We start from the raw sequence: 12553 nt of genomic DNA, 5'->3' as shown, positions 1-12553 counted from the left end.
TCAGATTAAGGTTTGTCTTCATATAAGAGTGGCAAAAGAGCCAGTCTGTATATCGAAAATTGATTTGGGGAAGCAAAATATGGGCGCATCAAATGATAATCAAGCTCAAGCTGGCGCCACAATGATCAGTCTGCCTATCGAGGGCATGACGTGTGCAAGTTGTGTTGGTCGAGTGGAGGCGGCACTGGCCAAGGTTGAGGGGGTGAGTGATGTATCGGTTAATCTGGCTACCGAGCGCGCAGATATCCATCTTGCGAATTCGGTTGATCGCATGGCACTGATTCAAGCAGTTGAGAAAGTAGGATTTGATGTTCCTGCAACTATCATTGAACTGGTAGTGGAAGGTATGACATGCGCTTCATGTGTGGGGCGTATCGAACGGGCGCTCAAAGCTGTGCCCGGAGTGCAGGAAGCAACCGTGAATCTGGCGACGGAACATGCCACAGTGCATGGGGTGGCCGATGCTGACACGCTAATCAATGCCATTGTGAACACGGGTTTTACCGCCAAAGCCATGGATACCACGGCACAGGCCAGCGATGAAGCGACAGAAAAGAAGGACGTAGAACGCGCGCTACTCAAGCGGGATTTGATCTTGGCTAGTGCATTAACATTGCCTGTATTTGTAATTGAGATGGGATCACACCTGATTCCCGCTGTGCATGATTGGGTGATGGCTACTATTGGTATACAGCAGAGTTGGTATCTGCAGTTTGCATTGACCGTGCTGGTGATGATCTTCCCTGGGCGCCGTTTCTATGAAAAAGGTTTTCCAGCACTGCTGCGGCTGGCACCGGATATGAATTCACTGGTAGCAGTGGGGACGGTTGCTGCATTCGGTTATTCCGTGATTGCTACCTTTGCTCCTGATCTTTTGCCCGCTGGCGCTGTAAACGTTTATTACGAAGCAGCAGTCGTCATCGTTACATTGATTTTGCTGGGTCGTTTTCTTGAAGCACGCGCCAAGGGACGTACTTCTGAAGCGATCAGGCGACTGGTTGGTTTGCAGGTGAAGGTGGCGCATGTATTGCGCGATGGCAATATTGTTGATATCCCGATCGGTGAAGTTACTCTGGACGATAGTGTTGAAGTCCGTCCCGGCGAGCGCATACCGGTAGATGGCGAAGTAGTGGAAGGTCGCAGTTTTGTGGATGAATCAATGATTACCGGTGAACCTGTTCCTGTCGAAAAAACGGTTGGTAGCGAAGTGGTAGGCGGGACCGTCAATCAACGGGGCGCTTTTATATTACGTGCAACTGCCGTGGGCGGACAAACCATGCTGGCGCAGATCATCCGCCTGGTTGAGCAGGCGCAAGGCTCCAAGCTGCCCATTCAGGCAATGGTGGACAAGGTGACACTGTGGTTTGTACCAGCCGTTATGCTGGCTGCGGTAATTACCTTTCTGATCTGGCTGATTTTTGGTCCTGCACCGGCACTGACGTTTGCACTGGTCAATGCAGTGGCAGTACTTATTATTGCCTGCCCTTGTGCGATGGGTTTGGCCACGCCGACTTCCATCATGGTTGGCATTGGTCGCGGTGCCGAGATGGGTATTCTGTTTCGTAAGGGTGAAGCGCTGCAATTGCTCAAGGATGCCCGGGTCGTGGCGGTGGACAAGACTGGTACTCTGACCGAAGGCCGGCCTGCATTGACTGATCTGGAAGTTGCGCCCGGCTTTGATCGCAATCAGGTATTGACACAGGTTGCGGCGGTGGAGTCGCGCTCGGAACATCCAATTGCTCGCGCCATCGTCGAAGCAGCGGCACAGGAGGGCATCACGCTACCGGCAGTGACTGAATTTGAATCCGTCACTGGCAAAGGTGTGTGCGCCACGGTGGAGGGTATCAGTGTAAAAGTTGGTTCTGATCGTTATATGCGTGAACTGGGAATAGATGTGACGGGTTTTGCCAAAACAGCTGAACGTCTGGGAAATGAAGGTAAGACACCGCTTTATACCGCTGTCGATGGTCAACTGGCCAGCATTGTGGCGGTTGCAGATCCAATCAAATCCAGCACACCTGCAGCGATTTCGGCACTGCATCAATTAGGCCTCAAGGTAGCGATGATCACCGGTGACAATGCACGCACTGCGCAGGCAATTGCCAGACAACTGGGTATTGATGACGTGGTGGCCGAGGTGCTGCCCGAAGGAAAGGTTGAGGTGGTGCGTCGTCTGAAAGCCACCTACGGGCGAGTAGCGTTCATCGGTGACGGGATTAATGATGCGCCGGCGCTGGCCGAGGCTGATGTTGGTCTGGCGATCGGTACCGGTACCGATATCGCGATGGAATCGGCTGATGTGGTGCTGATGTCCGGTAATCTGCAAGCTGTACCCAATGCGATTGCGCTGTCGAAAGCAACCATTACCAATATCCGCCAGAATCTGTTCTGGGCATTTGCCTATAACACTGCTCTGATTCCCCTGGCGGCTGGTGCGCTGTATCCCGCTCTGGGTTTATTGTTGTCCCCGATCTTTGCGGCAGGCGCCATGGCAATGTCAAGTGTGTTTGTGTTGGGCAACGCGCTGCGCTTGCGCCGGTTCCAGCCGCCTTCGCTGATAGCTTCGTAAGATTTTCGGTTGGAAAAATAACCTGTGACTGTTCCACAACCTCACCCGCACCCTGAGCATGGCAAGAATGGTCATGATGACCGGGACCGCAACCATGATCATAACCATAAGCAGGTCATCACAGCCGGTAACGAGCGCCGCATTCGGTTTGTCTTCTTTTTTACTGCTGGTTATGCGCTGATACAGGCAATCGGTGGGTGGCTGTCCGGATCGCTGGCGCTGATCGCTGATTCAGGTCACATGATCTCGGATGCGGCTGCACTGTTATTGGCGCTGGTGGCTTATCGCATTGCCAGGAAACCGGCTGATAGTACGAGAACTTATGGTTTTCACCGCGTGCGTGTACTGGCAGCTTTGGCCAATGGCGTGACTTTGTTGCTTCTGGTAGTCTGGATCATCCTGGAAGCGATCGGGCGGATGCACACACCGACGGAGATTCTGGCTGGGCCCATGTTGATCGTGGCTGTGATTGGCCTGGTTATAAATCTGGTCGGGGCATGGGTTTTGTGGTCAGGTAACAAGGAAGATGGCAATCTGCGCGGCGCCCTACTGCACATAATCGGCGATTTGCTCGGGTCAGTGGGTGCAGTTGCAGCGGCTGTTGGCATCATGTTTACTGGCTGGACGATTCTTGACCCGATTCTGTCGGTGCTTGTTGCCTTACTGATCATCCGTTCTGCCTGGGTGCTGGTCAAGGATTCAGTACATGTGCTGCTGCAGGTTGTTCCTCGTGGCATGGATACACGAGTGGTAGAGAACGGCCTGACACAACTACCGGAAATTGAAGAAGCTGGGCATTTCCATGCCTGGATTCTGGCGGATGAAACCACTATTGCAACTGTTCATGTCAGTCCTGCTCGTGGTGTTGATCCACTTTCTCTACCTCCTTTGGTATCGTCCTGGTTGCGGGAACGTTATGCCATTGATCATGTTACTGTACAGATTGATCCGCCCGGACAGCTTGAACATGAGCATCGATAAAATTCCGCTCGATCAGGGCTTTCATGCCATGTTATTGGTAATAAAGAAGCCCAATTTATTTTTCTGGGAAATCGTTTTCTGATTTTTCAGGAATAATTGTGTAACACATACAGCTCCAGCGAACTTCTACCGTAATATTCCACTCTCATATTTGGATGTGAGCAAGAATCGTGATGTAACGGTATTCCTTCAAGCTGTCTTACTCCACAAGATTAATTTTAGATTGATGATTTTATCCTTGTGGAATAAGTATTTTGTCCGAAACCATGCTTAAAAGGATAAAAAAGACGGGTAAAAATATTCTTAATGAATGCATGGATGAGCTTAAGTCAGACCTTTTTATGACGATAACAAAAATATGATATTGCACTAAATCACTACTTATATTTTTGATATCCAGAAAGAAAATAAAATGAAACTTTTTAAGAGCATACCCAACCCGAAAGAAATACGTCAGAAATTGGGATTGAATCAGCAGGAATTCTGGAGCAAGGTAGGCGTGACCCAGAGTGGTGGTTCGCGTTATGAAAGTGGCCGGGAAATGCCGAAAGCAGTGAGGGAGTTATTGAGGCTGGTCCACATTGAACATGTTGATCTGACCAGAATAAAAAGAGATGACCTCCTTATCGCAGCAATGCTGAAGACCCAACACCCTGATCTATATAAAAACCTTAAAAAATCAGCTAAACAACTAAAGTAAGTTTGGTTTTCTTCGAACTGTTTCTGTTCTCAAGCAGTTGTTTTTACCTGTATACCAAGCGCCCTGATTTTGTCAGCGAAGGCTTCTATCCAATCCGGATCTGCTTTTGAGAGGATTGTCGCTTCCGGCTGCAAGGCAGGGCGCGCCAGGGTATAAAGCAATACCCCCTGGATTCGAGTTCCTTCCAATAACAACGTACGAACAAAGCAGATATAAGCATCGGTTTCTGCTTTGTTAGGATGTGCGCCATTCAGTTTGAATACACAGGTTTGAAGCCAGATCGGGCAGAGCGAGGCTGCAGTTCGCAGATTGTCGCGCATACGCTGTAAACTTGCTTGGGTGTTATTGATGTGCAAGTGCCCGGCTTGCGTAACACTGTCCAGCTTGAACCAGACTTCGCCATTGAGCTCTGCCATCCGGCGCAGGCCCTTTTGTACTGCAACCCGGTTAATCAAACTGCCGTTAGTGATGAGTACCAGCTTAAGTTTTTCCGGCAGGGGGAAATCAGCTTTTGTCCTGCCAATGATCTCAATGATCTGTTCAAATTCCCGCGCACTGGTCGGCTCGCCATTGCCAGATAAAGCGATATCTTTGATTACTCTGGCTTCCAGCGGAACGCTCTCCAGCATAAAATTTCCAAATAGCAGTTCGTACAGAAAAGCACGCAATTCCTGCTCCAGCTTGATCAAATCAATGGCAGGGGCTACGCCACGCTTGAGATCGGGTACCTGGCAGTAAATGCAGCGCCAGTTGCAAGCATTGTTAGGGTTGAGATTGATACCGATGGATATTCCGCCAGCACGACGAGAAATGACCGGGTAGACATAGGTCAAACCGGCGCTGTCACGGCTGTGATTATCTTGGCTTAATCGTCCAGCGGTAGGTGGCAATGTTATAATTCCCGGGATGTTGATTACACGAAAATTCGAGTTTGATGCGGGTCACCGCATCTCCACCCACCGGAGCCAATGTCGCAATCTGCACGGACACCGCTATGTGCTGGAAGTTACGATTTTGGGGGGTATTATCACTGATGCCGGAGCGCCAGAGCAAGGCATGGTTATGGATTTTTCAGATGTCAAACGTGTTATTCGGGAAACCTTGGTGGATCAGTGGGATCATGCCTTTTTGGTATATGCCGGTGATACTCGCGTACTGGAATTTCTGCAATCAATAGATGGCCACAAAACGGTTGTGCTGGAAGTACAGCCCACCGCAGAAAATCTTGCCTTAATCGCTTTTGACAGCTTGCATCGCACATTACGGAACAAATATGCGGGCAGATTGGAGCTGGAACATATCCGTTTGTTTGAAACGCCTAACTGTTGGGCTGATGTGAACAAAGTGGATTTCAAATTTGATTTGGTGGGAGAGGCTCCTGGATCCTGAGCGGAAGTTATTTAGGCTTTTCCAATCTGGTTACTTAAATATAAAAATCAAACTGATGCGTAAATCTTATGTTTGTTGATTCTCATTGTCACCTTGATTTTCCTGATCTGGCCAGTAACCTGAATGGGTTGCTGACGAATATGCAAATCAGTCAGGTCACACATGCTTTATGCGTTGCAGTTAATCTGGAAAATTTTCCGCGCGTGCGCGCACTGGCTGAATCACATCCGAATCTGTTTGCTTCGGTGGGGGTGCATCCCGACTACGAAGACACGGCAGAACCTGAAGTTGAACAGTTGCTGGAGCTGGCAAATCACGACAAGATAGTTGCGCTGGGAGAAACCGGACTGGATTATTTTCGGCTGAAAGGTGATCTTGAATGGCAGCGCGAAAGGTTCCGGCGACATATTCGTGCTGCCAGGCAATGCGATAAACCGTTGATCATCCATACTCGCGCAGCGGCTGAAGATACATTGCGTATTATGAAAGAAGAGGGGGCAGATCAAGTCGGTGGTGTGATGCATTGCTTTACTGAATCCTGGGAAATCGCCCAGCGTGCGCTCGATTTAAATTTTTACATCTCGTTCTCCGGGATTGTGACATTCAAGAATGCGGCAATTATTAAAGAGGTGGCAAAGAAAGTACCAGCCGGCAAGATGCTGATCGAGACGGATTCTCCTTACCTTGCGCCCGTCCCTCATCGGGGCGAAACTAATCAACCTGCATTTGTCCGGCATGTTGCCGAGGAAATCGCTCGGTTGCGTGAAACGGATGTTGCTGAAATTGCTGCGGTAACAACCAATAATTTCTTCAACTTGTTCAAGGTGACCTGAAATGAACAAATATTTGTGGAATCAGTGGAGTATTGTATCAGTCATCACCCTGTTGTGTGCCTTTTGCCTGTACTTGCCTGCTTACGCCGGTGCAGATGAGGATTTGATCTCGGCGGTAGAGAACAATAAGACCCATCGCGTTAAAAACTTGCTGGAGGAAGGTGCGAGCCCGGATGTACGCGATCTGCATGGTGAAACAGCGCTGATGCTAGCTGCCCGCAACAAAAATTTGGAGATGGGCAGGTTGCTGCTGGAGGCAGGCGCGAATCCTAATCTGCAAAACAAATATGGTGAAACAGCCACTATGCTGGCGAGCTATTACGGGCAGCTGGATCTGATCAAGCGACTTTATGCAAAGGGTGCCAAAATTGATCATGATGGCTGGAACCCGCTGATTTATGCGGCCAGTAAAGGCTATAAGCAGATTGTTGAATTTTTGCTAGATTATGGCGCAAGAATTAACGCCACCACGGATAACGGCACAACAGCGCTGATGATGGCCGCACGTGGTAATCATTATGATACCGTTGACCTGCTGCTGAAACATGGTGCAGATGTTTCAGTCAGAAACGAAGCCGATGGTACGGCATTGGCTTGGGCCCAGAAACGCGGACATACTGATATCGTGCAGTTACTGACGCATAAACGGCAAGACTGATTAAATTGCTGTTGTCTTTTGCTTAATGGGAGTGCTGATCAGGTATTGAATAAGGAAGCGACTGGATAGTCAACTGCGGACCATCCGGTGTTTTGCAGTGAATTGGATTAGCTTCTATGCTGCTGACCTGAATCACTGCCAATACATCAACGCCTTTAGCAGGAGCAGGAGCAGGAGCAGCATTAACGATCATTCCACATGCCTGACCACCAGTATCTGCACTGAACAGGTTGTCACCTGCCGTAATCTCCAGGGGTGAATCTGAATCCAGATGAGCCCGGTACATGCGGCGCTTCACCTTGCCAAGATATTGCGTACGAGCAACGATTTCCTGGCCGGGATAACACCCTTTTTTGAAATTGACCCCACCAATTGCATCCAGGTTGATCATTTGCGGGATGAACTGCTCCTGGGTAGCTTTGAAAATTGCCGGGACTCCTTCCTGAATTTCCAGCCAGTCCCAGGCGGCGGCACCCGCGCAACGTGCCTGACTGCTTAGTCGCTCCCATAATGAAAGTGCGTGGGCCGGGGAAATCAGAATTTCAAACCGGTTTTCACTGTGACAAATTACCTGCCCGTCTGGAATGGCTGTTATAGCCAAGGGCTGGGTGGGGAGAACCGTTCCTGCCAACGTATTTTGCAGCAATGTGTGAGCATTCTTGCCGGCAACACCAATACGAATACAATCTTCGGTATGATCCTGAATGATCACCTTCGCTCGCAGTACAAACATTTTCAGTCGTTTGGCAATGGTTTCCGTCAGTTCTGCCGGGAGCTGCATCAGGTAGCTGTAGTCGGAAATGTTCTGCCATAGCAAAAAGCTGCTCAACAGACGACCTTTAGGCGTACAGTAGCCGCCATAAGTGGCTTTGCCGGAATCGGTGGTGTGAACATCACAGCTTAACTGCCCCTGCAAAAATTTTTGTGTCTCTTCGCCAGAAAAGCGGATCAGACCGAGGTGGGAGAGATCAATCAGCACTGATGCTGATTCTACTTGTGCCAATTCAACGTCGGGTTGACCAAAATGCAACACCCGATTTTGTTCGATATGGGCATTGCGGCTTGTCAAAAATGTAAACCAGTCAGGGTTCATGGAAAGAAAGGAAAATTACGTTGGGTGATATCAATAATCAATCGGAGAGTGCGCTGTCAATTCAGCTGCAACCTTCCAGACAGTTGGCAGTGTTGCTGAGCCTTGCGCATTGTACGGCAGCTGGTGTGTTCTGGCCATTGGCATTGCCCGTGGTGGTGAAGATTATGATCACCTTGCTGTTGGCAGGTAGTCTCTATTACTACCTGCGGCGCTACGCCTGGCTTGCCTTTCCACAATCCATCATGACACTGCATCTGACTGGAAGAAATCGCTGCAAAATAGAGACTTGCGTAGGAAAATCCATTAATACCGTCATCGACGCTAGTACCTTTGTCGCCCCCTATATGACTGTACTCTGCCTGAAGATGGAACAAACATACCGGTATCGCACAGTGGTCATCTTGCCGGACAACATCGATGCAGGCAGCTTCAGGCGACTGCGTGTCTGGTTAAAATGGAGATGGCAGGATGAATTTTCAAACAGAGAAAAGCGACACTAATTTTCCCAGTCGGGAAACTTCTATTTTTCACGTTATGTGTGCATAAATGACAGGAAAACTTGATTCGTTCCGAAAAACGGCAATCAGCAGCAAGAATTTTTCAAGGGTGATTACCTGCAAGATCCGGTTATCAAAGACTGCTCTCTCTGGTGGATTTTAGAATAAAATATCGTTATTGCTGACGTTTCAGTCTCATCAATATTTTTGAGTCTTGTTCAAATTTTATCATTCTAAGCATAGTAGATTACTACAATCTGTAATGATAATGACACGCATTTGCGGTCGTTCGTGTTATATTGCTTACTTTCCCAATATTTTCTTACAGATCAATCGACCAAGTGTGAGGCTTCATGATCTCAATCAATCGACATCCTTCAGCCTGTTTCTTCGTTTTCTTCTTGTTGCTGGCTTTAACTTTTGGTATCCGGGCAGATAACGTTATTTCACTGGTGCCTCAGACTTGGCAGATGCTCGACTATCTGGGGACCGACTACGCCGGAGCCGTGGATAAGGGAACAGTCATAAATGATCCTGAGTTTGCCGAAATGCGAGAATTTTCAGCAGCAGTACGCACGCAAATTGCTGCACTTCCGGAGCATACTGACAAAGCTTCTTTGCTGACACAGGCCGATAGTCTGACAACCCTGGTAGAGAATAAGGCCGATGCTGCTGAAGTTGCATTGCAGGCTCACCAACTGGCGGATGCCTTGCTGACAGCTTATCCTATTCCAACTTCACCTGCTACAGCACCCGATCTTGCCCGGGGTGCTACGCTTTATCAAAGCCACTGTGCAAGCTGTCATGGTGTAAAGGGGGACGGAGATGGCCCGGCTGCAGTCGGATTGGATCCGCCTGTTATTGCCTTTACTGATGTGGAACGTGCCGATCAGCGCAGCCCTCTGTCGCTCTTCCAGACCATTTCTCAGGGGGTGGGGGGTACTTCCATGATCAGCTATAGCGAGCAATTGAGCGAGGTTGATCGCTGGGCACTGGCTTATTACGCGGGCACGCTTGCTTATACAGATGATATTAAAAGAGGGCAGGCTCTCTGGCAGCGGGATATTGGTGCACGTGCGCACATCAGCAATCTGGATGAGCTGTCACGTACTCGTGCCGATCAGATCAGTGCTGTGCTGGGTAAGGATCAGGCCCATGCTTTGATAGGCTATTTGCGTGCACAACCTGATGCACTAGAACAGGCACTGACCGGTATCGCGCTTGCTCGCGGGCGGATGGCTGCCAGTGTGGATGCTTATCGGGCGGGTAACAGCAAAGAGGCCATCCAGCTTGCACGATCTGCCTATCTGGACGGTATCGAGCCTGTGGAGCTACAGCTCAGTGCTACTGATAGTGCGCTGCGTGCTCGTATAGAACTGGGTATGGGTACTTTCCGTTCTGGCCTTTCCAAAGATATTGGTATTGACAGTATTGCAAAGCAGGCGGCAGAGCTTGATGAGCTTCTGGTAAACGCTCAGAAACTTACCAGCAGCGCAGGTAATGCCACAACCACTTTCTTTGGGGCTTTTACCATTCTGGTTCGCGAAGGCTTGGAAGCGTTGTTGATTATTGTTGCCTTGCTGGCTTTTCTGGATAAGGCTGGTAAACGTGAAACTCTTCGCTATGTTCATGCTGGCTGGATAGCTGCACTGGTGGCAGGGGGAGGAACCTGGGCAGTGGCACACTATCTGATTGATATCAGTGGTGCCAGTCGTGAACTTACCGAAGGATTGTCGGCATTATTTGCTGCACTGATTTTGCTGGCAGTGGGATTGTGGATGCACCAGAAAAGTACCGGAGATCGCTGGCAGGCTTATCTCAAGGAAAAAATGAGCAATGCGCTGAATAAAAAATCTGCCTGGTTTTTGTTTGCTCTTACCTTTATATCGGTCTACCGTGAGGTATTCGAGACCATCCTGTTTTATGCGACTTTGTGGCAGGAAGATCAGAAAATCTGGTTGCTGGGGGGTATTGGCGCAGCGGTACTGGTGCTGGCACTGATTGCCTGGGGGTTGTTGCGAACCAGTCGTCGTTTGCCTATCTCCACATTTTTTGCAGCCAGCTCAGTGCTGATTGCTGTTCTCGCCGTTGCGCTTACCGGGAAAGGGGTGTCTGCCTTGCAAAAGGCTGGTTGGATTGAGGTATCGCTGGCACCGGTACCACATATTGATCTGCTGGGTGTTTTTCCAACCTGGCAGACTTCCCTGTCGCAATTGGCGGTCATTGCGTTGCTGGTAATTGGCTATTTTTACAATAAACGCAAAGCTACGTTAGCTTGAAGTATTCGTTGCGACAATCGCTTGGATTGATATTCAGGCGTGCACAATAACGGCCTCTTTACTGCAAGGATCCTTATCAAAATGGTGATAGGGGCGATTTTTAGATTATTTAAAGTGTCTGCAACCCGGCAACATGAGATGATTCCAATCAGCATGCCTTCCTGCTGCAAGTTGGCGAGGGTTTTCAGTGCGGCATCAAGTGCTTCTTCATCCAACGTGTCAGACTGACGATGAAGCTGCGGATCAGCGGGATAGCTTTCTACTGTTTTTTCCGTTCAAATTCAAATTGTTCAAGTGCAGATCAGTTTTTTGCGCGCCCGGCGCTGGCTCAAATGACAGCGGAAGTGCCCGGACTGGGTGGCAAAGAGTACTTCAGTAAAACATTCACCCGTCTGTCGCGACATGATTTCATTTTTGCGCTTGGTAACTTTATTGAAGCGAGGAGTGCGGCCGTACAGTGCCAGGCAGATAACATCAAGCACAGTTGTTTTACCAGCACCGGCTGGGCCGGTAATCGTAATCTACATAGGTTATTTTTACTCCCGAATTTCAGAGCTTGGTGAGCACGGTATGTCTTTTTTCATTAAAGGCATTAAAAATCATTTATTTATAACATAAAGATTATTTTATAATTTTATTAAGTGAGACAATTAAAAAATATTGACAATAAATAAAATATTTGTTATTAAATAACTGTCTCCTGAGAAGGGAGGCAATAAGTCAAACCAGCTAGAAGAGTTATATTGTCAATATATTTTTCTTATAGGAGACTAAAAAATGAAACTCATACTTACTGTCGCCACCCTGTTAGTAGCTTCAACTGTCTTGACCGGGTGTCTTGATACGGATAAACCCGGCAACTATCCGCCGAGCCTGATGATGGAACGTGATTCAATGCCAGACCAAATGGATCAAAAAACAGATCAAAGAGCCGATCAGAAAACAGAGCAGGCAATCACGAAATAAAAAAGGAAAAATATGATAGAACAAATATAACCGCCCCTCCCGGGCGGTTTTTCATTGGGCATCGTTTGTTTTTATGCCTGAAACTGAGAGAGTGGTTTTATAAATATCTGTATACGGATTTATCTACGTCTGCAATCTTTTCCACAGTTTTGTTTACGTCCAGTAATCAATTTATCTACTGGCTCCACAGTGCGGCTGGTTTTCTGAGTTTTTCCCGAATCGGTTTCGGTGAGCTTATGCCGAAGATTCTATAATTATCCGCTGGGTTTTGTGCGTGCCTGATACAGACAGACTCCTGTGGCGCCGGAAATGCCTGTGGACTGTACTTTAAATAAAGTATCCCAATATCTGCTTTGATAAGACGGAGCTAGTTGTTTAGTCCCACGGTGTGCTGGTGTAACATATAACCAGCTACGGAGGGATGATTTATGGGACAGATATTACACGGAAGCGCCCGCACGACAGCGGCGGTACGTCGAGCGATACAAAATAGTCAAGAGAGTCTGAATGTTCTGGCCAAGCGGCATGGGATTAATCCAAAAACGGTAGCGAAGTGGCGGAAGCGGGAATTCACCCACGATGCACCGA

12 protein-coding genes and 1 pseudogene are annotated in these 12553 nt (G+C 48.6%); 10 read left to right on the top strand and 3 right to left on the bottom strand.

The window, feature by feature from the left end:
• The first annotated feature begins 79 nt into the window (after positions 1-79).
• From C8R14_RS11100 to C8R14_RS11090, 3 genes are all read left to right on the top strand, one after another.
• The gene (locus C8R14_RS11100) at positions 80-2569 is read left to right on the top strand and encodes a heavy metal translocating P-type ATPase (protein WP_011634360.1); all 2490 of its coding nucleotides are present in this window, start codon (positions 80-82) and stop codon (positions 2567-2569) included.
• A gap of 24 nt (positions 2570-2593) precedes the next feature.
• Positions 2594-3550 (top strand): cation diffusion facilitator family transporter, encoded by a 957-nt coding sequence (locus C8R14_RS11095; RefSeq protein WP_011634359.1) that lies wholly within the window; start codon positions 2594-2596, stop codon positions 3548-3550.
• Between the two features lie 412 nt (positions 3551-3962).
• Positions 3963-4250, top strand: coding sequence for a helix-turn-helix domain-containing protein (locus tag C8R14_RS11090; protein WP_011634358.1), 288 nt, complete (start codon positions 3963-3965; stop codon positions 4248-4250).
• Positions 4251-4279: 29 nt separating this feature from the next.
• On the opposite strand, the gene C8R14_RS11085 is transcribed toward C8R14_RS11090, so the two are convergent.
• Positions 4280-5140 (bottom strand): radical SAM protein, encoded by an 861-nt coding sequence (locus C8R14_RS11085; protein ID WP_011634357.1) that lies wholly within the window; start codon positions 5138-5140, stop codon positions 4280-4282.
• 16 nt (positions 5141-5156) lie between these two features.
• On the opposite strand from C8R14_RS11085, the gene queD reads away from it, so the two are divergent.
• From queD to C8R14_RS11070, 3 genes are all read left to right on the top strand, one after another.
• Entirely contained in the window at positions 5157-5639 is a 483-nt protein-coding gene (gene queD / locus C8R14_RS11080) for a 6-carboxytetrahydropterin synthase QueD (protein WP_011634356.1), read from the top strand.
• Positions 5640-5707: 68 nt separating this feature from the next.
• Positions 5708-6472, top strand: coding sequence for a TatD family hydrolase (locus C8R14_RS11075; protein WP_011634355.1), 765 nt, complete (start codon positions 5708-5710; stop codon positions 6470-6472).
• A gap of 1 nt (position 6473) precedes the next feature.
• Positions 6474-7130, top strand: a complete 657-nt coding sequence (locus C8R14_RS11070) for an ankyrin repeat domain-containing protein (RefSeq protein ID WP_011634354.1) — start codon at positions 6474-6476, stop codon at positions 7128-7130.
• Positions 7131-7152: 22 nt separating this feature from the next.
• Here the strand turns inward: C8R14_RS11070 and ygfZ are convergent, their stop codons facing one another.
• Positions 7153-8199, bottom strand: coding sequence for a CAF17-like 4Fe-4S cluster assembly/insertion protein YgfZ (gene ygfZ / locus C8R14_RS11065; RefSeq protein ID WP_242500147.1), 1047 nt, complete (start codon positions 8197-8199; stop codon positions 7153-7155).
• A gap of 44 nt (positions 8200-8243) precedes the next feature.
• Between ygfZ and C8R14_RS11060 the strand changes: the two genes are divergently transcribed.
• Positions 8244-8723 carry a protein YgfX gene (locus tag C8R14_RS11060; RefSeq protein WP_011634352.1) on the top strand — a complete coding sequence of 160 codons (480 nt, stop codon included), beginning with the start codon at positions 8244-8246 and terminating at the stop codon, positions 8721-8723.
• 350 nt (positions 8724-9073) lie between these two features.
• Entirely contained in the window at positions 9074-10999 is a 1926-nt protein-coding gene (locus C8R14_RS11055; protein WP_011634351.1) for an FTR1 family protein, read from the top strand.
• A 290-nt stretch (positions 11000-11289) separates the two neighbouring features.
• Here C8R14_RS11055 and C8R14_RS11050 read toward each other — a convergent pair whose 3' ends face one another.
• Positions 11290-11514 carry an AAA family ATPase gene (locus tag C8R14_RS11050; RefSeq protein WP_256211983.1) on the bottom strand — a complete coding sequence of 75 codons (225 nt, stop codon included), beginning with the start codon at positions 11512-11514 and terminating at the stop codon, positions 11290-11292.
• Positions 11515-11776: 262 nt separating this feature from the next.
• On the opposite strand from C8R14_RS11050, the gene C8R14_RS11045 reads away from it, so the two are divergent.
• Complete coding sequence (locus C8R14_RS11045) at positions 11777-11965, top strand: hypothetical protein (protein ID WP_041353484.1); 189 nt, start codon at positions 11777-11779, stop codon at positions 11963-11965.
• Between the two features lie 428 nt (positions 11966-12393).
• A pseudogene (locus C8R14_RS11040) lies at positions 12394-12553 on the top strand (IS481 family transposase); the annotation flags it as partial.

This window comes from Nitrosomonas eutropha (assembly GCF_003201195.1).
GTDB classification, from domain to species: Bacteria; Pseudomonadota; Gammaproteobacteria; order Burkholderiales; family Nitrosomonadaceae; genus Nitrosomonas; species Nitrosomonas eutropha.
Note: the sequence above shows the minus strand (reverse complement) of the source record. Positions and strands in the feature narration are given on the sequence as shown.

What these genes read in the sequence shown, in the direction of transcription:
- C8R14_RS11075 (WP_011634355.1), top strand. Translation starts at nt 5,708, where the DNA reads ATGTTTGTTGATTCTCATTGTCACCTTGATTTTCCTGATCTGGCCAGT.
- C8R14_RS11055 (WP_011634351.1), top strand. Translation starts at nt 9,074, where the DNA reads ATGATCTCAATCAATCGACATCCTTCAGCCTGTTTCTTCGTTTTCTTC.
- C8R14_RS11090 (WP_011634358.1), top strand. Translation starts at nt 3,963, where the DNA reads ATGAAACTTTTTAAGAGCATACCCAACCCGAAAGAAATACGTCAGAAA.
- queD (WP_011634356.1), top strand. Translation starts at nt 5,157, where the DNA reads ATGTTGATTACACGAAAATTCGAGTTTGATGCGGGTCACCGCATCTCC.
- C8R14_RS11100 (WP_011634360.1), top strand. Translation starts at nt 80, where the DNA reads ATGGGCGCATCAAATGATAATCAAGCTCAAGCTGGCGCCACAATGATC.
- C8R14_RS11070 (WP_011634354.1), top strand. Translation starts at nt 6,474, where the DNA reads ATGAACAAATATTTGTGGAATCAGTGGAGTATTGTATCAGTCATCACC.
- C8R14_RS11045 (WP_041353484.1), top strand. Translation starts at nt 11,777, where the DNA reads ATGAAACTCATACTTACTGTCGCCACCCTGTTAGTAGCTTCAACTGTC.